Origin of the sequence: Psychrobacter sp. A3 (genome assembly GCF_028823565.1) — a bacterium.
In the GTDB taxonomy this organism is placed as follows: Bacteria; Pseudomonadota; Gammaproteobacteria; order Pseudomonadales; family Moraxellaceae; genus Psychrobacter; species Psychrobacter celer.
The window spans coordinates 1-22,695 of the sequence record NZ_JAPEHS010000033.1 but is presented as its reverse complement, the minus strand read 5'-3'; the positions used below and the strand labels follow the sequence as shown (position 1 = coordinate 22,695).

Sequence of the window (22,695 nt, the reverse complement as noted above, 5' to 3'; positions counted from 1 at the left end):
ATTGCGTCGCCAGCACAACCGCCAAACAGGCGCGCCATCCACACTGCAAACAAATCATTTACGATAAAACGCCTGTGTTCATTTTGAAGCCACGATATTTGTTATATACTGCTTTATAAATGCTATAGTCGAGATACTATAAAACAAATACCCTATTATTGGGATGCTTGCTTTCAATAATATGCAGTAACACAACAAGAAGTGCATACTTTAATAGCGCACTATAAGGATAATACGTTTGAGTGACTTTGATAACATGAGTGATAACGTAAACAATTCAGACAGTTTTGATGAGTACTTTGAAAACATTGGCTATCGTTTTGATGAGTCATTTAGCGACGGCTGGGAGCGCCTCACCCAATCTGTCAAAAACCTTTATAACAAAACCACCGATAAGTTTGAAAACGAGCTATCGCTGCCGGTGGCGCAGCAATACGTCAACGATGCCTTGCAAAAGTTTGTCACCGACAATGTAAAGGCTATCTTAGAGCTGCGCGTTGAGATGCACGACGACTGGTTTCGCCTATACTGTACTATTGATATCTCAGGCATCTATATCGAGGTCGCCAGTAACTTTAGCTTGATTCATGTACAGCTCGATCGCAATGTGCAGCGTTTTGTCTTTGGCCAGCAGACCTATACCGATGTACTAAACCTGCGCTGCGAGTCTTTTATCAAGCGCCAAGGCATCAAGCTGTTTATCTGGTTTTATCATCGTATCCTCAAAAAAGACCCACTCGGCTTTATCTTATCGTATATCAACATTGCTCGTGCCAAAGACGAGGTTATCTACCTCGATATCAACCGCTGGCTAAAAAAGAACAAAAAAATCATCAGCACACTGCACAAGGTGCAGGTCAATTATGGCGAGCTTGAAGAAGAGCAGATGATCTTAAAGACTCAGATCAACTATCGTGACCTACTGGCCGCCAGTAGCAATGAAGATATCATTAGCGATGCCGATGAGCCTGAACTGATGCAAGGCCCGATCAACCCTGTCGCAGATGCCACCGAGCCCAGTCAGGTTTGATCTCCAACTACATGAGCTATCAATCGTACGTAATAAACCATTAAAACGCCGCTACTTTTCGTCTATCAAGTAGCGGCGTTTTTGTACAACGGCAATACAACTTTTATTTATCAGATTTAAGCAAACACCTGTAGCAGCAGCTTTTATCAATACATCAATAGCTTTTACCAATAATTTTCTACCGCGATATTGCCCTCGCCGCGACGGTTCATCACCAGCCCTAATGTCTTTAGGGCTTCTTTGGTGTCCTCTACCATCTCAGGGTTGCCGCAGAGCATCACATGGGTGCTGTCGACATCCAGCGCAATACCTGCACGCTCTTGTAGCGTACCGTCCAATAGCAGCTTTGGCAGGCGCTCCGTCAATACACCGTCGACGGGCTCGCGGGTGACAATGGGGATAAAAATCAGCTTGGCAGGGTTGTCCACCAACGAGCCAAAGTCTGCTTGCAAGCGTTCAATCAGCTCAATATAAGCCAGCTCTTCCACCGAGCGCGCACTGTAGGCCAGTACGATATGCTCGTAGTCTTCCCATGTCTTTAGGTCTTGGAGCATCGACAAGAAAGGTGCCAAGCCTGTACCTGTCGCCAATAACCATAAGTCTTTGGGCAAGGGTTTTTGGTAGCGAGCTAACGTCAAAAAGCCAAATGGTATGGTATTGAGCAGCAGCTCATCACCCACTTCTAAGTGCTGCAACTGCGAGGTAAAAGCGCCATCAGGAATGACAATAGAGAAAAACTCTAACACCTCATCAAATGGTGAGGAGACAATTGAGTAGGCACGAAATACGTCTTCGTCCAATGCTGCTAATGCCTCGTCCTGCTGCTGATAATACTTCAGCCGACTGGGGTTGACCCCCAAACGCACAAACTGACCTGCGGTAAATTTAAAGCTGTCAGGACGACTGACCGTAAAACTAAATAAATTGGGTGTCCACGTGGTTTTACTGAGCACCGTTACTGTCTGAATATTGTCACTCATAATCGTTAATCACTCTCGTTTTTATTAGTCGTTTTCTTTTAATACTTCTATTGATGGTTGTGTTTATTTGTTTTTAAAGGGGCCAAACCAAAAGATGCGCCAAGCTTATCATAAAGCTGGCGCATCTTGGGTGGTTTGCCATCACAGCGGACGGGCGGCACGATAGATTGCCACACTGTAGCGGTTTGTCTGCTACCTATCTATCAGCATATTACTATCAGTACATTACCAGATACGTGCCATGCTCGCCCACTCAATCATACTGTTTGGCAAGATACCAAAGAATAAAATAATCGCTGTGACGGCGATGACCATGATACCACCCGTGCGAATACCCCACTGTCCTGCCACATCAAACTCGATGAATTGCTTAGGACGTTTAAATAAAGTAAGCAACACGCGCAAGTAATAAAACAGACCGATGGCACTGCCTAGGATAATCATCGCAGCCAAGAACCAGTTGGTCCCTTGTACCGCTGCCAATATCGCAAACAGCTTGGTGATAAAGCCTGCGGTAAGCGGAATACCAGCCAGTGACAGCATCATAATAGTCATGACCGCCGTCAGCACGGGACGACGCCAAAATAGCCCTTGATAGTGAGTCAGCTCATCGGCCTCACCTGCCAAGCGATAAGGACTCGACATCAAGGTCACTACCCCAAAGGCACCGATAGAGGTAAAGGCATAGACCGCCATATACATGCTAGAGATGCTATCGGCTGCGGTACCGATACTAACAATAACGATCAGCACATAACCCATATGCGCAATGGATGAATAACCCAATAAGCGCTTGAGACTGGTCTGACGTACGGCTAGTAAGTTACCTACCAATATCGATAAGGTCGCCATCACCATCAGCAGTATCTGTACAGACGGCAGCGCCAATAACGCAGTATCGATTAAGAAACGCACGGCCAAAGCCATCATCGCCACTTTTGAGACAGACGCCAAAAACGTAGCGATAGGAGCTGGTGCACCCTCATAGACATCGGGGGTCCACATATGAAAAGGAGCTGCTGAGAGTTTAAAGGCAATACCGAACAGCATCATCGCCGCCCCAAGTATCAAGAGTGGCGACTCAAATACATTACCCAATACCAAGCTGATCGGTTTGAACGCCAGCGCGCCCACCTCAGCGTAGATAAAGGCCATGCCCATCAGTAGTGTGGCCGATGCGGTCGCTGATAGCACCAGATACTTCAGCCCCGACTCAAGCGAACGATTACGCATATAAGTATAGGCCAATAAGCCATATAGCGGTATCGATAGCATCTCAAGGCTCATAAAGAACGCCGCCAAATGCTGAGCACTGACCATCAGCAGCGCGCCGATTGTCGATAGCAACATCAGCAGATACAGCTCGTCTTTATTGTCCTTTAGGTTGGCAAGATAAGCATAAGACAGCGTACAGCACGCCAATGCACAGATAAAAATCACCACCATATTAAACTGAGCAAAATTATCGATGATAAATAACTGCTCAGCGCTAGGCGCAGCCGCGCCGCTACTGACAATACCCGCCATCTGCGCCAGCAAGGTAAATAGCCCAATGTTTAAGCCCACCACCGTAACAGTACCTGTCACCATATGTGAACGTTTTACCGCGATGGCAATCATCACCACCAACACCGTAATCACTACGGCGATAATCGGTGCGTAAGGTAGCAATCCCATCAAATCATTCATCGTAATATCATTCATGACTTAACGTGCCTCCATTGCATCAAGCAGTTGCATGGCATCTACCTGTGTGACTTGACTGTATATATATGCATTATTGATCCACTGCATGGCGTGACTTGACGTATCGAGGAATGGCTGCGGATACAATCCTAGCCAGACCAAACCTGCTGCTAACATAAGCAGCAACGAAAGCTCACGTTTGCCCAAATCTTTTAGTCTACGCGTCGGCAGACCATGCGATTTGGTTTCGTGTATCGCCAGCGCTTCGATATTGTTTTTACCAAACAAGGCGCGGTGAATCAAAATGAGCGAGTATAGGCCTGCAAATACCAAGCTGAACGTAGCAAAAACCACAAACACAGGATACTGAGCAAATGAGCCAAATAAGATCATAAATTCGCCAATGAAGTTACCCGTACCCGGGATACCCAATAAAGCGGCGCAAAAGAACATCAGTATCGGTGCATAGTAGCGGAACTGACCCCACATACCGCCCATCAAAGTCAGATCGCGCGTATGTAAGCGCTCATACAGCTGTCCTGCCATGATAAAGAGTGCCGCCGAGCTAAGCCCGTGCGCCAGCATCTGAATCATCAGGCCTTGTAAGCTGATGAGCGTACCAGCATAGATGGCTAATACCACAAAGCCCATGTGCGAGACACTGGTATATGCCAATAGACGCTTCATGTCGGTCTGCATAAAGGCGAGCCACGCCCCATAAAAGATACCAATCGTCCCCAAGGTAATGGCAATCGGTGCAAACTCTTGCGACGCGGCTGGAAATAATGGCAAGACAAAACGAATCAAACCATAGGCCGCAGTCTTAATTAGAACCCCAGCCAAATCCACCGAACCTGCTGTTGGTGCTTGAGCGTGCGCATCAGGCAACCAGCCATGAAAAGGTACAATTGGCAACTTCACCGCAAAACCGATAAAGAAGCACAGCATAATGGGATATTCCCAGCCGCCAAGCGAGGTACCGAGCAAGTCATTATAATTAAAGCTGACCACCCCAGTTTGCGCATAGCTGATAATGACCAACACCAAGATACCGATGAGCATGATTAGCCCAGACGCTTGGGTATAAATAAAGAACTTGGTCGCTGCGTACTCTTTGGTTTTGCCCACCACATCATGACCCCATAGCGCGATCAAGAAGTAGATAGGAACCAGCATCATCTCCCAAAAGAAGAAGAACAAAAACAGATCAATGGCTAAGAACACACCGATGACACCGCCCAAGCTCCATAGTAAGTTGAGATGGAAAAAACCCACACGGCGCTGAATCTCGTTCCACGAACAAGCGACAGCGGCAATACCGAGCAGCCCTGTTAGACCCACCATCAGCAGCGACAAACCATCTAGCGCCAAATGAAAGCTGATACCAAAGCTTGGTATCCACGGCACACTAAACTCAGCGACCCATGGCACGTTTGCATCTGGCGCGATCACCTGCTTACTCATACCGCTATAGTCGCCGTACTGCCATAGCACGAGTGACAAAGCAAAGGTTATGATCATCCCGATTAAGGCGATCCAGCGCGGCAGACGTTTATTAATCCGCTCTACCAGCCAGCATAGCAACCCTGCAATAAAAGGAATTGCAATCAATGCTGGTAGCATCCACGTTTGTTGTAACTCAATCATCTTATACCACCGTTATCATTACCAGCACGAGCAATACAGCAACGCCTAAGCCAAAGCTTGCAGCGTAACCTCGAAGTGACCCTGTTTGCGTCGCAGACAATACCTTATTACCTGCTGATGCCAGCTTAGGTAAGACATACCACGTTTTATCGATAGGGTCGGCTTTTAATAAGCGGCCGATGAACAAAAAGGGTTTTACAAAAAGTAAATCGTATAGCGCATCGAAACCTAGGCCGTGATAGCACCAGTGATACAGCGCGCCGCCGATACGCGAGCGCTTAAAGCTGGTAAGCAGGCGACCTTTATTGACCACATATAACAGCGCGGCCAATACCAAACCTGCCAGCATCGCACCCATGGCGATATACTCTGCAGTATGCTTGGCCTCTGCGTGACCAGCCACTTCTAATAGATGCCCAACACTCTGGGGCAATACACCTTGCAATGGCGGCGTAATCCACGCACCGACAGCGGTCGATAGTACCAAAAGCACGGTAAGTGGTAACCAATATGACACCCCTGACAGCTTATGCGCATGGGTCTTTTCTTTACCAAAAAAGACAATCCAGATCATACGGAAGGTATAAATTGCCGTTAAAAATGCACCAAACACGCCCATGTAAAATAGTACTAAGTGACCGGTGGCATAGGTTTCCCAAAGAATCGCTTCTTTAGAATAAAAACCAACGGTGACCCAAGGTATCGCAGCGAGTGCTCCGCCACCGACGATATAACACCAAAATACCAAAGGTATCTTTTTGCGTAAGCCGCCCATCTTAAAGATGTCTTGCTCATGATGTACCGCTAGAATGACCGCACCTGATGCCAAGAACAACAGCGCCTTAAAAAAAGCATGGGTCATCAAATGGAAGATAGCCCCTTGCCACGCGCCCACGCCTAAGGCCAAAAACATATAGCCAATCTGACTCATGGTCGAGTAAGCAAGGATACGTTTGATATCGGTTTGCGCCAGCGCACAAAATCCAGCGACCACAAGCGTTAACGCCCCGACACCGCCGACCCAGTACAATAAAATACCTGGCGTTAGCTCAAACAATGGATGCAGGCGGGCGATTAAATACACCCCTGCGGTGACCATCGTCGCGGCGTGAATCAATGCCGATACTGGCGTCGGACCTGCCATCGCATCAGCAAGCCATGTGTGTAGTGGCAACTGGGCTGATTTACCCATCGCGCCGCCCACCAGCATCATAGTGGAGAGCATCATTATGGGGTTGTTTAGGTCAAAGACTTCGGGCGCGCGGGTGATAATCTCTTGAATATGCAGCGTGCCGAACTCGCGAAACAATAAAAACAAACCAAAGGCTAAAAATACATCACCGACACGCGTGACCGTAAAGGCTTTCATCGCTGCGCGGCCATTGGCTCTGTCGTGGTAATAATAACCAATCAGCAAGTACGAACAAATACCCACGCCTTCCCAGCCCAGATACAGCAAAAACAAGTTATCTGCTAACACCAGCAACAACATACTGGCGACAAATAAGTTCATATAGCTAAAGAAACGGGCAAAGCCGGTATCGCCTTTCATGTACCAAGCGGCAAACATATGAATCAAAAAACCGATGCCCGTGATGATGCCTGTCATGGTCAATGCCAAGCCATCAAAACTCAGCCCAAAGCTCGGAGCAAAATCCCCGACCTGAAACCACGTCCACAGCGGCATCTCGACGACCGTACCTGCAGGGTAACTGGTCAAAAAAGTATAGCTGACGACGAGCGTACAAAGCGCAGATAGCAGCATACTACCGACACCGACTATCCTCGCCACCTGCTCGGTGAGTTTATCGCGCATAAAGGCTAAGATTAAAAAGCCAATGAGCGGGAATATAAAGGTTAATGGTAATAAACTCATGACATCATCCTTTCATCTCATTGGCGCTATCGACATCGAGATGCCCACGCTTATGATAAAACCGCAATAATATTGCCAGACCGATTGAAGCTTCAGCCGCGGCCAAAGTCAAAATAAAGATAAACATAATCTGCCCATCTGGATCGACCCAGCGACTGCCTGCTACTACAAATGCCAATGCCGTCGCGTTCATCATAATCTCAAGACTCATTAGCATAAATAAAAAGTTACGTCGTACCATGACGCCGCACAGACCGATGGCAAATAAAATACCTGCCAAAATCAGTCCATGACTCATGGGTATCATACCCAGTACATTTTGCGCCTCAGCAGCTGGCTGTACTAAGCCTGCTACCTCGTGGGCAAACGGCACGTTTGACACATCTTGTGCCACGCTCGCTGCTAGTACCATCAGTCTGACTCCTTGCGCGTGACTCGTTGTACACCTACTTGCTTACCGACATAGTCATGCGGGTCAACATCTTTGTATTCATAAGGCTGCGCCATCTGTGCTGCATGGCTATCGTCGTTATCATATGATTTGATACTGCCGACAGCTGGCTGCACGTCTTGTCTACCATTGCCGATGACTTCATCATCTTTCGTCTCTTTGCCCAAGTGGTAGGCGGCAACCAAAGCGGCTAGCAGCAGTAGCGCCGCCACCTCGATGAGCATGACGTATTTGGTAAAGAGCACCGTACCGACTGCTTTGGCAGAGATGGTGGTACCACCAATCATCGCCGCGTCATCATGCCCCATACCTATCATCGCATACAGTACAACGCCGATGATAACCGTCAGGCCGGTCGGCAGCGCCCACGTGCCAGCATCGAGCCAGCGCTCTTCGCGCTCATCATTACTCATGCCCAAGTTGAGCATCATAATGACAAAGACGAACAACACCATGATAGCGCCAGCATAGACGACGATCTCTAGCGCCCCTGCAAACGGCGCACCTAAGACAAAGAAAATCCCTGCGATGGCGAGCAAAGACACAATCATCGACAAGATGGCATGTACTGGATTGGCCTGCGTCACCACGCGCAGGCTGGCAAATATCGCCACAGCAGCCAGCGCATAAAACCCTGCCAGCTCAGGGCTGTTTAAAATAGTCATCATGGTAGCAAGCTCCTTAGATCAATCGGTGCCGCTTCGTTTTGAGCAGCGCCTTTTGGTTTTTCCGCTACCGCCATACCGGTCACACGATAATAGTTATAATCAGGATATTTGCCTGGACCTGAGATGAGCAAATGCTCTTTTTCATAGACCAAGTTTTGGCGCTTATACTCACCCAGCTCAAAATCTGGCGTCAGCTGAATTGCTGTCGTCGGACAGGCTTCTTCGCACATTCCGCAAAAGATACAGCGCGAAAAGTTAATACGAAAAAACTCTGGATACCAGCGTCCATCGTCACGCTCGGCTTTTTGTAGTGAGATACAGCCTACTGGGCAGGCGACGGCACATAGGTTACACGCCACACAGCGCTCATCACCATCAGGGTCACGCGTCAGCACAATACGCCCGCGAAAGCGTGGCGGCACTGGCACTGGCTCTTCAGGATAAAGAATGGTGTCACGTGGCCTAAGCGCATGACTGTTGACCATCCACATGCTGCGGACAATGGTAAAGATACCAATGACGGTCTTTTTTATGGTAGTAAACATGGGATTATTATCCTTATCAGCTTTACCCTAGTTCATCAATGATGGCTAGCAATGATTACAACGTTGGAGAAAAGATCAAAATGACTGCAGCAGTAACGATTAAGTTAATCAGCGTCACTGGCAGGCAGACTTTCCAGCCAAAGTTCATCACCTGATCATAGCGCGGACGCATGAGTGAGCCTCGAGCCAAAACAAATAGGGTCATAAAAAACAGCGTCTTAATCATGAACCAAAAAGCTGGTGGAATAAATGGAATATCTAAATTAAACGGCGCCAGCCAACCGCCAAAAAACAAGCAGGTCATCAAGGCTGAAATCAGGACGACGTTGACATATTCCCCAATGAAGAACATACCGAACTTCATACCGGAGTATTCGACATGATACCCTTCAGCCAGCTCTTGCTCGGCCTCTGGCTGATCAAACGGATGCCTGTGGGTCACCGCCACACCAGCGACCACAAAGGTCAAAAAGCCAAAAAACTGCGGAATGATATACCAGCCGTCAATCTGTGACTCAACGATTTCGCGCAAATTAAACGAGCCGGTCAAGGCCACCACGCCCATCAATGATAAGCCTAAGAAAACTTCATAACTGATGGTTTGTGCCGCCGAGCGTAGGCCGCCCAATAGCGAGAACTTGTTGGCAGACGCCCAGCCGCCAAACATCACCGCATAAACAGCGATACCTGCCATGGCAAAAAAGAACAAAATACCGATATCCCAATCTGCAACGCCTAAGGTCGGCGAAATAGGAATAATGGCAAATGAGGCCAATGCGGTAAACATAGCGACCGCAGGTGCCAAGGTAAATATAAACTTATCGGTGAAGTTTGGTGTCCAGTCTTCTTTAAAGAAGATTTTGAGCATATCAGCGACCAGCTGCAAGGAGCCAAACGGCCCGACACGGTTGGGGCCATAACGATCTTGCCATAAGGCAAGCATGCGGCGCTCATAGACAATCATCACCGCCGCCACGATAACGACCACCAAAAATATGACCAGTGCTTGCACCACCATAAATAAAACGGACCAAGTATCAAAGCTCATACTACTGGCCAAAAAGCTTGGCACATCAGGGATAATACGGGTAACTTGCATATTACACCTCCTGTGTGGTGGTCGGCGCGGTGCTGGTTGGCGCTGCGCGGTTGGTGGTATCGTCAGCACTATCCGCCATATCGCCCCTCATTGTCACGGGCGCATCGACTTTACGGACTGAGGCTGGCATCGAAGGGTGAATGATGCTCACCTGCCCGACAGGATAACCAATACAGCCTTCTGCTAGATAACCGACAATCTGTACTGGCAGGGTGATTTGCTGTTTGTCAATCTCGATTGCTAAGTAATCACCAGCGGCAACATTCCAGTCTTTGGCATCATCCATACCAATACGCCATGCCGCCACCGGCAGCTGTTCGGCGACGATAGGACTGCGCGATGCCATCATTGAGCTGGCATAGATGTTATAGATAGGCACCAGTTTGGCTTGTCCCTGCTGCATGTCAGTCGTGGTCGCAGACAGGGCTTCTGGTGCGACATACTGACGTGTCGGTAGGCGCTCGAGCATATCGAACAAACGCACGCCTGGGTCACCGTTTTTTAGATGACCACCGACTTTGTCTTGGTATTTGTTCCATGCTTGCGGCGAGTTCCAGCCAGCAGCATGAGCAAAAGGAATCATCGAGCTTGGTGTTTGTTTGCCCGTGTAGCCTTCCATAGAGAAAGTCAATCCTGTATCCAAGTCTTTTGGCTGCATTGGCTCATGCACTGAGATCGGCGCACGCATGGCAGTACGACCAGAGTAACGCCGCGGCTGACGCGCAATTTTAAGACCCGTGATACGGTAGTCTGCCTCGGGCGCGGCGCTCTTGATACCAGCAAGCTTTGGATGGGTGGCGATCAATGCATTGATGACATCATCGAGCTGTGTCCAATCGACATCACGGCCTTCGATACTGCTATGCACCGCATGTAACCAGCGCCAGCCTTCTTTGATACTGCTCATTGGATGATAATATTCATTATCATAAACTTGGAAGAAGCGCTGCGCACGGCCCTCAGCAGAGATAAGCGTACCATCCGCTTCGGCAAAACTGGCGGCTGGCAAGACGATGTCGACGTCTTTGTGCCAATCAAGCAGCTGATGATCAAGGGCGATGACGGTCTTATCAGCGAGTAACTGCGTCAACTTATTGGCATCAATGGCATCGGTCAGCTGGTTTTCTGCAACCACCACCACATCAAAGTCAGTGGCTAGTAGCTCTTCAACTGACTGACCGCCAAGCATACAAACGCCCATGCTATTGGCATCAGGAACCGTTAGATAGATACCTGCTTGTGCCTGATACCTGTTATTTACTTCTTTTAACTCAAGGTTTTCAGCAGGCTCGCGCTCGACATCATCCTGCGCTTCTGTATTCACGCCTGTTTCAGGTTTGTTCGGCTTAGCAGATAAATCTTGGTCTTCTTCAGGCTGGTCATTAGCCGCTTTCGCTTGTGCTGCCTGTACTTTGGCATTATGTGCCTCAACCTGCTGTTGCTCAGTCGCTTTGATTGCCGCACGTTTTTGGGTCAACGCTTGGGTAATCTGCGCCGCTGCTTCTATCAGTGCGGTAGAAGATAAGCTGCTACCCGAAACCACCAGCGGCTGATCGGCTTGAATCAAATCATATGCAATTTGCTGCGCGAGTGCCTGCATTGCATCGGTCTCGCGCTCGGCAGTATCCGCTTGCGGCGCTACAATCTGCGTCAAATCATCTGCCAGACTTGCAATCTCATCAGCAACTTTAAAACCAAGTTTAACAATATCTTCAGGAGTCGCTACCACGCTGGCTTTGCTGATGTCTTCTAGCTTGGTTTGGGTCACATCGATGACATAGACTGGGCTTAACGCGTCTTGCGCGATACGCTTGACAGGCTCGGCAAGCCAAGGCTGCGTTTGCAGCGCCGCCGCCATTTTTAAGCCTTCGTTTTTCGCGGCTTGACGTACTGACAGTGCGACACGTGATGAAGTTTGGGTGATGTCTTCGCCCAACACCAGCACAGCGTCATGTGCTTCGATATCAGCCATGCTAGGATTATAGATACCTTCAGTGCTGAGCACTTCGATACATTTATTGACCAATGCTTGCTGCTGATGATTGAGGCCGGTTGAAAAGTTATCAAATCCGACCAGATTTTTTAGCGCAAAGTTGGTCTCAAGACTGGCGCGCGGAGAGCCAATACCGATGACTTTTTTGTCTTTGATGCGTTTGATGGTTTCATCAAGCGCGTAGTCAATATTGATTTTGACGTGTTTGTCATTGATACGCTCAAGCGCTTGGGTTGGACGATCAGCGCGGTTGACATAGCCATAACCAAAGCGGCCACGGTCACATAAGAAATAGCGGTTTACGTCACCATTATAGCGGTTTTCGATACGGCGCAGCTCGCCATAACGCTCACCTGGCGAGATATTACAGCCCGCCGAGCAGCCATGACAGATGCTGGGCGCATACTGCATGTCCCATTTACGATTGTAGCGATCAGAATGCGTTTTGTCAGTGAATACCCCAGTTGGGCACACTTCGGTTAAGTTGCCTGAAAACTCGCTTTCGAACTGACCGTCTTTATCACGGCCAAAGTACACACGGTTGTTTGAGCCATAAACGCCCAAATCTTCGCCGCCTGCGTAGTCTTTATAAAAACGCACACAGCGATAGCACGCGATACAGCGGTTCATCTCATGCGCGATAAATGGCCCAAGGTCTTGGTTATGATGCGTGCGCTTAGTAAAGCGATAACGACGACGGCTATGACCTGACATATAGGTCATGTCTTGCAAGTGACAATGCCCGCCTTCTTCACAGGTTGGACAGTCATGCGGATGGTTGGTCATGAGTAGCTCAACCATCGACTTGCGGAATGCTTTGGCTTCGTCATCCGTCACTGAGATATACATGTCATCGCCAGGAGCGACCATGCAAGACATCACCAGACGACCGCGGCCTGCTTCCATATCGTCTTTGTTTTGGAACTGCTTGACTGCGCACTGACGGCACGAGCCGACCGAGCCAAGGGCTGGATGATAACAAAAATACGGCACATCAATGCCGAGTGATAAGCAGGCTTGCAGCAAGTTATCGCTGCTATCTACTTCGACAGTGGTACCATCAATATGTATGACTGCCATGCCGCTCTCCTTATTTCACTTCTGGCTGTTGGTTGGCTGCCGCATCAATGACATCGACACCAACCGCCTGCGCGATTTTTTGATCAAACTCAGGACGGAAATATTTAATCGCACTCATCAGTGGCTCCATCGCACCAGGCGCATGGGCACAGAATGTTTTGCCGATCCACAAGTCACGGGTGAGGCCTTCTAGTTTTTCCACATCGCCGACTTGTCCCTCACCATCATTGATGGCGGTAAGCAGCTTGACACCCCACGGCAGACCATCACGGCATGGCGTGCACCAACCGCATGACTCACGCTGAAAGAAAATCTCAAGATTGCGCAGCAGCGGCACCATGTCCTGCGCTTCATCGACGACCATAATCAGCCCAGTACCCATACGGCTACCGGCTTTTTGAATGGTGTCAAAATCCATCACCACGTCCAAATGCTCTGTGGTCAAAAAGTCGGTCGAGGCACCACCAGGCAACCATGCTTTGAGTGTTTTGCCATCTTTCATGCCGCCAGCCAACTCTTCGATGATCTCGCGAGCGGTATAGCCAAATGGCAGCTCCCATAGACCTGGGTCATTGACCAATCCTGAGCAGCCAAAGAGCTTAGTACCAGGGGTTTCGCTTTTGCCTTTGATTTTCGATAGTGACTGATACCACTCGACACCATGATTGAGAATCGCAGGCATATTATTTAACGTCTCGACGTTATTGACCACCGTCGGTCTGCCCCACGCCCCAGAGATTTGCGGAAACGGCGGCTTGGTACGAGGGTTGGCGCGGCGACCTTCTAGGCAGTTGATTAAAGCGGTTTCTTCACCGCAGATATAGCGGCCAGCACCCGTATGTACGTGCAGATTAAAGCTAAAATCTGAGCCAAGAATGTTGTCGCCCATCAGGTTGTTGGCTAGACATTCTTCAATAGCTGTGACCAAGCGCTCAGCAGCTAAGATGTACTCGCCGCGGATAAAGATATAACCATCGGTGGCACCGATCGAATGCGCAGTAATGAGCATACCTTCGATAAGCTGAAACGGTAGGCGCTCCATCAATAAACGGTCTTTAAAGGTGCCTGGTTCCATTTCATCAGCATTACAGATGAGATAGCGCGGCAAGCCATCTGGTGGCGACATAAACGACCACTTTAGACCAGCGTTAAAGCCAGCGCCGCCGCGTCCTCTAACATTGGCCGCCTTGATCATATTGCCGACTTCTTTTGGTGATTTGGACAATGCTTTTTTTAAACCCGTAAAGCCTTGTAGAGACTCATAAGTCGCTAAATCCAAAACGGCATCATGATGCGCCAAACGCCAAGTCAATGGTTTAGTTTCGCTGGTGGCGGTCGCCTTATCGCCATAAATTGGTATACGCTGTTCGTTTAGCTGGCTTGGCGCTTTACCTTGACCGCGACGAGCAATCTGCTCTGAAATCGTTAAACTCATGCGTATAGCTCCAATAATTGCGCGACCTCAGATGGCTGAACAGGACCATAAGTGTCTTCGTCTATCAGCACCGCAGGGCCTTTATCACAGTTACCCAAGCAGCAAATCGGTAATAGCGTAAAACGGCCATCAGCTGTGGTCTGCCCATACTCGATACCCAGCTGTGATCGAATTTCAGCCGATAATGCCTCATAACCTGTTAGATAGCAGGCCACTGAGTCACAAATCAGGATAACGTGACGGCCGACAGGCTGACGATAAATACGGTTAAAGAAAGTCGCAACGCCGTCCATATCCGACATCGGAATGTCTAATATATTGGCGATAGCATTGACCTGCGCATCATCGACCCAGCCATTGCGCTTTTGCACGATTTTTAGCGCATCTAGCGAGGCGGCGCGCGCATGGGGATAGTGATGCATATATTCATGAATGGCAGCAATCTCCTCAGGGGTGAGGATGCTGGCCACATCTACTTTTGGCATTTTGTCGGAAACAATTTTCATAATCTTCTATCTTTCCTCACTCATCATGCTAAGCACCTAGCCACTACAGCCTTATCATCACTGACATAAAGACACTGTATGATATTGACAGGTGATCGCATTTTGGCGTGCCATCAGGCAATAATATATTGATTGACTTATCTTAAAAAAACACTCATCTCAAATCACAGCGCTAGCGGTCACAGTCTGCCATCACAATATCAATCGATGCCAGATACATAATGGCATCAGAGACCAAGGATCCATTAATCACTGACGGCATCTGCTGCAAATGAGCAAATGTCGGGGTGCGAATACGAGTGCGATAACTCATCGTGGCTTTGTCAGACGTGATGTAATAGCTGTTGAGGCCTTTGGTCGCTTCTACGATGGTGGCACACTCACCCGCTGGCATCACAGGGCCCCAAGAGACAGAGATAAAGTGGTTGATCAGCGTCTCAATGTCATTTAGCGTACGGTCCTTTGGCGGTGGTACCGCTAGCGGATGGTCGGCCTTGTACGGGCCTTGCGGCATGTTGTCCATACACTGGCGGATAATACGCAGCGACTGGCGCATCTCTTCGACTTTTACCATACAGCGATCATAAGCATCACCGTTGTAGCCAACTGGCACTTCAAAGTCAAAATTCTCATAGCCCATGTATGGACGCGCCTTACGCAAATCAAAGTCCACCCCTGTCGCGCGTAGACCAGCTCCAGTGACACCCCAAGCCAAAGCCTGCTTGGCATTGTACTGTGCCACGCCTTGAGTACGGCCCTTGAGCACACTGTTTTGTAGTGCCGCTTTGACATACTCATCCAAACGCTTGGGCATCCACTCCAAAAACTCACGTACCAAGCGCTGCCAGCCACGCGGCAGGTCAGCAGCCGTACCGCCGATACGGAACCACGCTGGATGCATACGGTAGCCGGTGACGGCTTCGATGACATCATAGGCTTTTTGGCGGTCGGTAAACATATAAAATACCGGCGTCATGCCACCGGCATCCTGAATAAAGGTACCGACATACAATAGGTTGTTGGTAATACGGAAAAACTCGCTCATCATCACGCGGATGGTCTCAGCGCGCGGTGGCACCTTAATACCAGCGAGCTTTTCCACCGACATGATGTAGGGCAGCTCATTCATCACCCCGCCCAGATAATCGATACGGTCGGTATAAGGGATAAATGAGTGCCACGTCTGACGCTCAGCCATCTTTTCTGCGCCGCGATGGTGATAGCCAATATCAGGGATACAATCAACGACTTCCTCGCCATCGAGCTGTAGTACCAAACGAAAAGCACCATGCGCTGAGGGGTGGTTAGGCCCGATGTTCAAAAACATAAAGTCTTCATCACGGCCCGAGCGCTTCATACCCCACTCTTCTGGGACAAAGCGCAGGTTTTCTTGCTCGTATTGTTGTTTTGCCGCGTTTAGGAAATACGGCGTAAATTCAGTGGCGCGCGCGTGATACTCTTTGCGCAGTGGATGGCCTTCCCAGTATTTCGGCAATAAGATGCGCGTCAAATGTGGATGGCCACTAAAGACAATCCCAAACATATCCCAGACTTCGCGCTCATACCAATTGGCATTTGGCCAAATCTGCGTGGCGCTCGGCAGCGTCAAATCGTCTTCATCTAGCGCCACTTTGATACGCACATCACTATTGCGCTCAAGCGACATTAAATGATAAAACACCGTAAAGTCACTATCTGGCAGACCGGCACGGTGCTGGCGCAACCGCTCATCTATCGCGGATAAGTCAAATAGCATGACATAGGGCTTGGGCAACTTGCGCAAGAATAACAATATCTCAAGCAAATCTGCGCGCGCCACCCACACCGTTGGAATCTCATCAACCGTATGCTGCACTACAAACTTGCCAGCATATTTATGGGTAAGCTCTTGGATGACTGCTGGAGCAGGCTTGCTCTTAGGACCCCTATTGTTAGGATCTGTGTTTTCGACTACCGTGACCATGAATGATGTATTCCTTCATTAATCATAACTAAACGATGTTAATCATAACCGAACTGTGATGGGCGTACGCGTACTGAGCACGTCTACGAATTATTAACGATAAAACCCTCGCCAGACTACATAACTGCTGGCGCTAACAGCGCGCTTAGATACTGTCTGGACTGCGCAGGTTTTTTACCGCGATACGGTCTGCCTGTTTGCGGTCGCGCTCAGGCGTCATTTGCGGCTGGTAGATACCCTGCTCATTGACATGGACACCCAGCGGACGGCGCTCTTTGGTAATAGACTCTTGTAGCAGCATCAGCCCCTGAATCAGCGCTTCTGGACGCGGCGGACAACCTGGCACATAAACGTCGACAGGGATAATCTTATCCACACCTTGTACGACAGAGTAGATATCATACATACCGCCTGAGTTGGCGCAGGCACCCATTGATATGACCCACTTTGGCTCTAGCATTTGCTCATAAAGACGCTGGATAACAGGGGCCATTTTGACAAAACAAGTCCCAGCAACGATCATCACATCGGCCTGACGCGGCGAGGCGCGAATGACTTCGGCACCAAAGCGCGACAAGTCATGAACCGCAGTTAACGTGGTGGCATATTCGACATAACAGCAAGAGGTACCAAAGTTAAATGGCCAAAGCGAGTGCTTGCGACCCCAGTTTGCTGTTGAATGGACAAGGTCTTCGAGACGACCCATAAAGACGTTTTTATTGACTTCATCTTCGATAGGGTCTTTGACCGTTTGACTGGTCTGAGCAGGATAGGTATCTGCATCAGGGTTGGCTTTTGTTAATGTGTATTTCATAACATACAACCTTTATATGGGGCACTGCAGGACAATCATCTTGCCACCGCGCGCGCCCATTATTCATAAGTGATCATTGATATACCATCATAAAACCCTAAGGTTTTGTACAGCTTGACCGTCTTAACGCTCAACACTGTCTTTTTGCGCAGACGTAGCAAAATCCACGGAAGTCACATTGCCCGTGGTATTGATATGATCGATATTTTGTAGATGACGACGATTGGTCTCGATATTGTTTGAGACATTGATCTGTCCTGATGACTGCGCTGGGACTTTACCTGTCGGATCGACCATCAGCTCGTGCGCGCCATCAAAACGGGTGATGTCTGCCAAATTAAAACCAGCTGGCGCAGCATGTAGCCGAGGTTTTTTGCGGCGCTTGTCCGCTGGTGCCCAGTTCATCGCGCCCAGACTCAGCTCATATATCAGACCGATGATTAAGATTGTGATAAAGATGGCGGCGGCAGCAAACCCTAACCAGCCGGCTTCGCGCACTGAAACGGCATACGCATAAAGATAAAGCGCTTCTAAATCGAAAATCACAAAGAAAATCGCCACCAAATAAAATTTAGCAGAAAGACGAATACGGGCGTTGCCTGCTCCGACAACACCCGCTTCAAACACTTCTTCTTTTTGTGAGCCTTGAGAGCGACCGCCAAGCAAACGCGGCACGACCAGCATAAAAACAACTAGCCCAATGGCGGCTAAGATAAAAGCAATTGCTGACCAATTAAAAGCAGACATGATAATACGTGCTCCTCACCCAATCGAGTATCAAGCGCCGCGCAGAGACTGACCAGCAAGGGTCGGTGAGCGGCAGGCTTGACGCAGACGAAAACACAAAGCGACTGTCATTGAGCCACTGTATTTAAGTAACGACTAAATAACCATATTAGGTACTGTGCTGGTAATAGCCAATTATCAAGTGTATTGACGACGATGTCAGACATGACCAACTGTAGAGGTTCCGCTAGACATACGGAGCAAGCTGGTCGTCTAACCCCGCTTGTAACAACGTAAGATCAACTTATTAAATCAATATCGTATCGCACTGCTTACTTAATTGATTTAATAACTCATTACACGTAGTCAACAATGGACGAGACAACTGGCATAAATTATTTACGTACTATACGCATTTCAGTGCCCAAAAGCTAGTTTTTAACTGTATTGGACGGTCACTTTCTCTATAAAAAAAATATGTTTTTTTTACTATAAATTATGATATAGACATTACCTTATATTAACCCCAAATCCATAAATTTTACTTATAACTGATACCATATCATTATTGAGCAAAACCACTTGGCTTTACTCGGCATCTCTGCGCGGCCATCTCCTCCCCAAAGTCGTTGTTTTTGCTTTATAATACCTCACCGAATTTTAATGATGTCTCGCCATTGGCACAAAGACACCTTTGGCAGCGTCTCAATCATCTTTGGTAATGATAAACCTATAGCACGATATCTGATGAAAAATATCTGATGAAAAATCTTAGCCTATATTGGCAATATTTGTTTGTCCCTCTTAGATGACAGTGATGGTTTATTTTTATCCAGCGGCTGTCGGTACAGTGTTTATCCCGCTATAGTCAGTTCACTATAAAATGTTATAGCAAGGCTGATAGAAATTTTTGCAGCCTCTGTCTGCAGCGGCATAGCACGCCAGAAAATTTTTATCGGCCTTTCTAGTCAATAAACGCATGACGCTTTTATTTAGAATCGACGATATTTTATCTTTTGCTTTTGTCTTACAGGTCACGTTATGAGTCAACTCAATCCCAAACAATCCGAGGCCATGCTCTACGTCTCAGGCCCACTACTGGTGCTGGCGGGTGCCGGCTCTGGTAAGACATCAGTGATCACCCGCAAGATTGCGTATCTAATTGAAGAGTGCAACATGCCAGCGGAGCGTATCACCGCGGTGACCTTTACCAACAAGGCGGCGCGCGAGATGAAAGCGCGTGTCGGCAAGCTACTCCCTAGCGAAAAGATGCGTGGTCTGACGGTTTCAACCTTTCACCAATTTGGTCTGCAGTTTTTGCGTTATGAGCTGATGCATACGCCGCTCAAGGGCAATTTTTCTATCATGGACAGCGACGACAGTAAGCGCCTGCTGATGGAGCTGATGATGCGCGACAACCTAAGCGGCGCTGAGAGTCGTGAGCTGGTCGGCAAAGCCATCAAGATGATCTCAGACTGGAAAAACGACTTGATTGAGCCGGATAAGGCGATGGAGACGCTAGACGATCCAGAAGACATGATCTTTGCCACGCTATATGGTTTATATGAGCGCAATCTGCGTGCGTATAACGCTGTGGATTTTGATGATTTGATCGTCTTGCCGACCAAGATACTGCGTGAAAACAGGGAGCTGCGCGACAAATGGCAAAACCGCATTCGCTACTTATTGGTCGATGAGTATCAAGATACCAACACCGCCCAGTATGAGATGATCAAATACTTGGTCGGGCCGCAAGGTCGCTTTACCGTGGTCGGCGACGACGATCAGTCGATCTATGCGTGGCGCGGTGCCAAACCTGAAAACATGGCACTGCTCAAAGAAGATTTTCCCAAACTAAAAATCGTCATGCTCGAGCAAAACTACCGCTCGACCACCCGTATCTTGACCTCAGCCAACGCGGTGATTCTTAACAACGAGCATTTATTTGAAAAAAAGCTCTGGTCGGATAAAGGCCAAGGCGAAAAAATCCGCATCATCAACTGCCGTAATGACGATGATGAGGCCGAGCGCGTCGCCAAAGAAATCGTCACGCACAAGCTGCGCTTTGGCAACGAGTGGGAACAATACGCGGTGCTTTATCGCAGTAACTTCCAAGCACGTATGCTCGAGGCACAATTGCGCCAATTGCAAGTGCCCTATAAGCTCTCTGGCGGTCAGTCGTTTTTTGCGCGCAGTGAGATCAAAGACATCATGGGTTATCTGCGCCTGATATTAAACCCAGAAGACGACAGTGCGTTTTTGCGTATCATCAATACGCCTAAACGCGGTATGGGGCCTGCGACGCTTGAGAAGTTAGGCTTATTTGCCCAAGAGCATAGTATCTCCTTACTCGCCTCTTGTACCCATGCAGGTCTTTCGCACGTATTGCCATCCAAAGCCTATGGTACGATAAAGGAGTTTGGCGAGTTTATCGAGCACTATACCCGCGAGCTGGATCAGCACCCTGACCCTGTGCCCATCGTGCGCCAGATGATTGATGAGACAGGCTATATCGACTTTGTCCGTAGCGATGCCAAGACGCCGCAGCAAGAAAAAAACCGCCTTGACAATATCGACATGCTCTACACCAGTATTCAGTCACTGATCAACCGCGCAGAAGACGATGAAGATCGCACCATTGATACCATCATTCGCAAACTGGTATTACTCGATATGCTCGAGCAGCAGCAAGAAGAAGAAAACACCAATAAAGTCAATCTGATGACCCTGCACGCGGCCAAAGGCTTGGAGTTTGATTTTGTCTATATCATGGGGTTAGAAGAAGAGATGCTGCCGCATCGCAACTCTATCATCAGTGAGACCATCGAAGAAGAGCGGCGTTTGATGTACGTGGGCATCACCCGCGCGCGCCGTGAGCTGACGCTGACGCTGGCAACTCAGCGCCGCGCTGGTGGACAAATGCGCGTCACCTCCGAGTCGCGGTTTTTAGATGAGCTGCCAGAGGATCATCTCGACTGGCCTGCCAAAGCCAAAAAGAAAAAAGCCAGCAAAGACCCTGAAAAAGTCGCTGATGAATATTTGGCCAATATTCGAGCATTATTGGGCAATCGTTAACGGTTACTAAACGTTCAGCGAGCGCAGTTCGTCTCCGTCTTTGTTATCATAAGGGCACAGCACAGAAAACATCGACATGGCTGCGTGATGAGACAACTACCGAGTAAATTGAAGACACGCCCTAGTACCTGTCCTAGCATTTGTAAAAAACATTGGAACCTTTATGCCTACGCCACCGCCTGAACAAGAACGACCATTGACCCTGCAAGGAGATTACAATCCTGCAGAGTATAGCGCTGAGTACAAGCTGCTGTATCTACAAAGTCTGGTGGCTAACAGGGCATTTGAGGACATTACTGCGTTTTTAGAAAAGCAATCAGAATATGAAATTGCCAGCTTACTTGAGTCTTTTCCAACACAAGACCGCCTGCTGATTTGGGAGCAAGTACCCGATAATATCAAAGGTGAGGTGCTGGCCGAGCTAGAAGTCGATACGCGCCAGCCGTTGATGGAAAACATCTCATCCAAAGAGATATCGCTGTTTACACAAGACCTAGATGCCCAAGACATCTCGGAGATTTTGGACACGGTGACCGACAGCGTCCGCACCTCGGTGATGGCGACGCTGGACGAAGATATCCGTGTGCAGGTCAATAAGCTCGACACCTATGCCGATTGGGAAGTCGGTCGCTATATGGACCCTGATACCATTCAGGTCAGAGACGACATTACGCTGGCTGAGGTACAAGACTGGCTGCGCGACAATGACGATCTGCTCGATGACGAAAGCCAAGAGCTGTTGGTCGTCGATCAAAGCCAGCAGTTGCTTGGACTGCTAAGCTTGGTGGATTTGATCAAACATGATCAAACCACTTTGGTCTCAGCGCTTATCGACCCTGCTATCACCATCAATGATCGCCTCGATATCACCGATGCGGCGGCGATTTTTCGCTCAGAAGATATTCGTTTTGCCCCCGTCATCAACAGCCATGGCGAGCTGGTCGGTCAGTTGAATGCCGAGGACATCATGGAGATTATCCAAGATGATGTCGATAGCACCATGAAAAACCTCGCAGGTGTCAGCCAAGATGAGGAGCTGTTTGCCCCTATCTTGACCAGCGCCAAAAGCCGTAGTATCTGGCTCGGTATCAACCTGTGTACCGCGCTATTGGCGGCGGCGG

At 48.7% G+C, this 22,695-nt stretch carries 17 protein-coding genes; 3 read left to right on the top strand and 14 right to left on the bottom strand.

Features of this window, described 5'->3' with window-relative positions:
- The first annotated feature begins 256 nt into the window (after positions 1 to 256).
- On the top strand, positions 257 to 1,030 hold the full coding sequence (locus NK638_RS06600; RefSeq protein ID WP_105246581.1) for a hypothetical protein: 774 nt from the start codon (positions 257 to 259) through the stop codon (positions 1,028 to 1,030).
- Between the two features lie 164 nt (positions 1,031 to 1,194).
- Here the strand turns inward: NK638_RS06600 and NK638_RS06595 are convergent, their stop codons facing one another.
- The 14 genes from NK638_RS06595 to ndhC all read right to left on the bottom strand — a co-directional run bounded on the left by NK638_RS06595 (position 1,195) and on the right by ndhC (position 18,520).
- Complete coding sequence (locus NK638_RS06595) at positions 1,195 to 2,013, bottom strand: ferredoxin--NADP reductase (protein WP_446739815.1); 819 nt, start codon at positions 2,011 to 2,013, stop codon at positions 1,195 to 1,197.
- Positions 2,014 to 2,235: 222 nt separating this feature from the next.
- Positions 2,236 to 3,714 carry an NADH-quinone oxidoreductase subunit N gene (locus NK638_RS06590; RefSeq protein WP_075101463.1) on the bottom strand — a complete coding sequence of 493 codons (1,479 nt, stop codon included), beginning with the start codon at positions 3,712 to 3,714 and terminating at the stop codon, positions 2,236 to 2,238.
- A 3-nt stretch (positions 3,715 to 3,717) separates the two neighbouring features.
- The gene (nuoM, locus tag NK638_RS06585; RefSeq protein WP_201584991.1) at positions 3,718 to 5,343 is read right to left on the bottom strand and encodes an NADH-quinone oxidoreductase subunit M; all 1,626 of its coding nucleotides are present in this window, start codon (positions 5,341 to 5,343) and stop codon (positions 3,718 to 3,720) included.
- A 1-nt stretch (position 5,344) separates the two neighbouring features.
- Positions 5,345 to 7,219, bottom strand: a complete 1,875-nt coding sequence (nuoL, locus tag NK638_RS06580; RefSeq protein WP_274632389.1) for an NADH-quinone oxidoreductase subunit L — start codon at positions 7,217 to 7,219, stop codon at positions 5,345 to 5,347.
- Positions 7,220 to 7,223: 4 nt separating this feature from the next.
- Entirely contained in the window at positions 7,224 to 7,532 is a 309-nt protein-coding gene (gene nuoK, locus NK638_RS06575) for an NADH-quinone oxidoreductase subunit NuoK (RefSeq protein ID WP_075101564.1), read from the bottom strand.
- 98 nt (positions 7,533 to 7,630) lie between these two features.
- Positions 7,631 to 8,338 (bottom strand): NADH-quinone oxidoreductase subunit J, encoded by a 708-nt coding sequence (gene nuoJ, locus NK638_RS06570; protein WP_274632388.1) that lies wholly within the window; start codon positions 8,336 to 8,338, stop codon positions 7,631 to 7,633.
- Positions 8,335 to 8,883, bottom strand: a complete 549-nt coding sequence (gene nuoI, locus NK638_RS06565; RefSeq protein ID WP_198335865.1) for an NADH-quinone oxidoreductase subunit NuoI — start codon at positions 8,881 to 8,883, stop codon at positions 8,335 to 8,337. Before nuoI ends, nuoJ begins: the two co-directional genes overlap by 4 nt.
- A gap of 55 nt (positions 8,884 to 8,938) precedes the next feature.
- Entirely contained in the window at positions 8,939 to 9,931 is a 993-nt protein-coding gene (gene nuoH, locus NK638_RS06560) for an NADH-quinone oxidoreductase subunit NuoH (protein WP_274632393.1), read from the bottom strand.
- Between the two features lie 52 nt (positions 9,932 to 9,983).
- Entirely contained in the window at positions 9,984 to 13,055 is a 3,072-nt protein-coding gene (gene nuoG / locus NK638_RS06555) for an NADH-quinone oxidoreductase subunit NuoG (RefSeq protein ID WP_274632387.1), read from the bottom strand.
- Positions 13,056 to 13,065: 10 nt separating this feature from the next.
- Positions 13,066 to 14,490: an NADH-quinone oxidoreductase subunit NuoF gene (gene nuoF, locus NK638_RS06550; RefSeq protein WP_274632386.1), complete on the bottom strand. Its 1,425-nt coding sequence runs from the start codon at positions 14,488 to 14,490 to the stop codon at positions 13,066 to 13,068.
- Positions 14,487 to 14,996 (bottom strand): NADH-quinone oxidoreductase subunit NuoE, encoded by a 510-nt coding sequence (nuoE, locus tag NK638_RS06545; RefSeq protein ID WP_075101455.1) that lies wholly within the window; start codon positions 14,994 to 14,996, stop codon positions 14,487 to 14,489. The genes nuoF and nuoE overlap by 4 nt, the downstream gene beginning before the upstream one ends.
- 172 nt (positions 14,997 to 15,168) lie before the next feature.
- Positions 15,169 to 16,959 (bottom strand): NADH-quinone oxidoreductase subunit C/D, encoded by a 1,791-nt coding sequence (gene nuoC / locus NK638_RS06540; protein ID WP_105244961.1) that lies wholly within the window; start codon positions 16,957 to 16,959, stop codon positions 15,169 to 15,171.
- 145 nt (positions 16,960 to 17,104) lie between these two features.
- Positions 17,105 to 17,773 (bottom strand): NuoB/complex I 20 kDa subunit family protein, encoded by a 669-nt coding sequence (locus NK638_RS06535; protein WP_075101453.1) that lies wholly within the window; start codon positions 17,771 to 17,773, stop codon positions 17,105 to 17,107.
- Between the two features lie 123 nt (positions 17,774 to 17,896).
- Positions 17,897 to 18,520, bottom strand: a complete 624-nt coding sequence (gene ndhC / locus NK638_RS06530; protein WP_192994816.1) for an NADH-quinone oxidoreductase subunit A — start codon at positions 18,518 to 18,520, stop codon at positions 17,897 to 17,899.
- A gap of 1,020 nt (positions 18,521 to 19,540) precedes the next feature.
- Here ndhC and NK638_RS06525 point away from each other — a divergent pair.
- Both NK638_RS06525 and NK638_RS06520 read left to right on the top strand, forming a co-directional pair.
- Positions 19,541 to 21,574, top strand: coding sequence for a UvrD-helicase domain-containing protein (locus NK638_RS06525; protein ID WP_274632385.1), 2,034 nt, complete (start codon positions 19,541 to 19,543; stop codon positions 21,572 to 21,574).
- A gap of 163 nt (positions 21,575 to 21,737) precedes the next feature.
- Positions 21,738 to 22,695 (top strand): magnesium transporter MgtE N-terminal domain-containing protein (locus NK638_RS06520; RefSeq protein ID WP_274632384.1); only part of this gene is annotated, 958 nt, incomplete at its 3' end.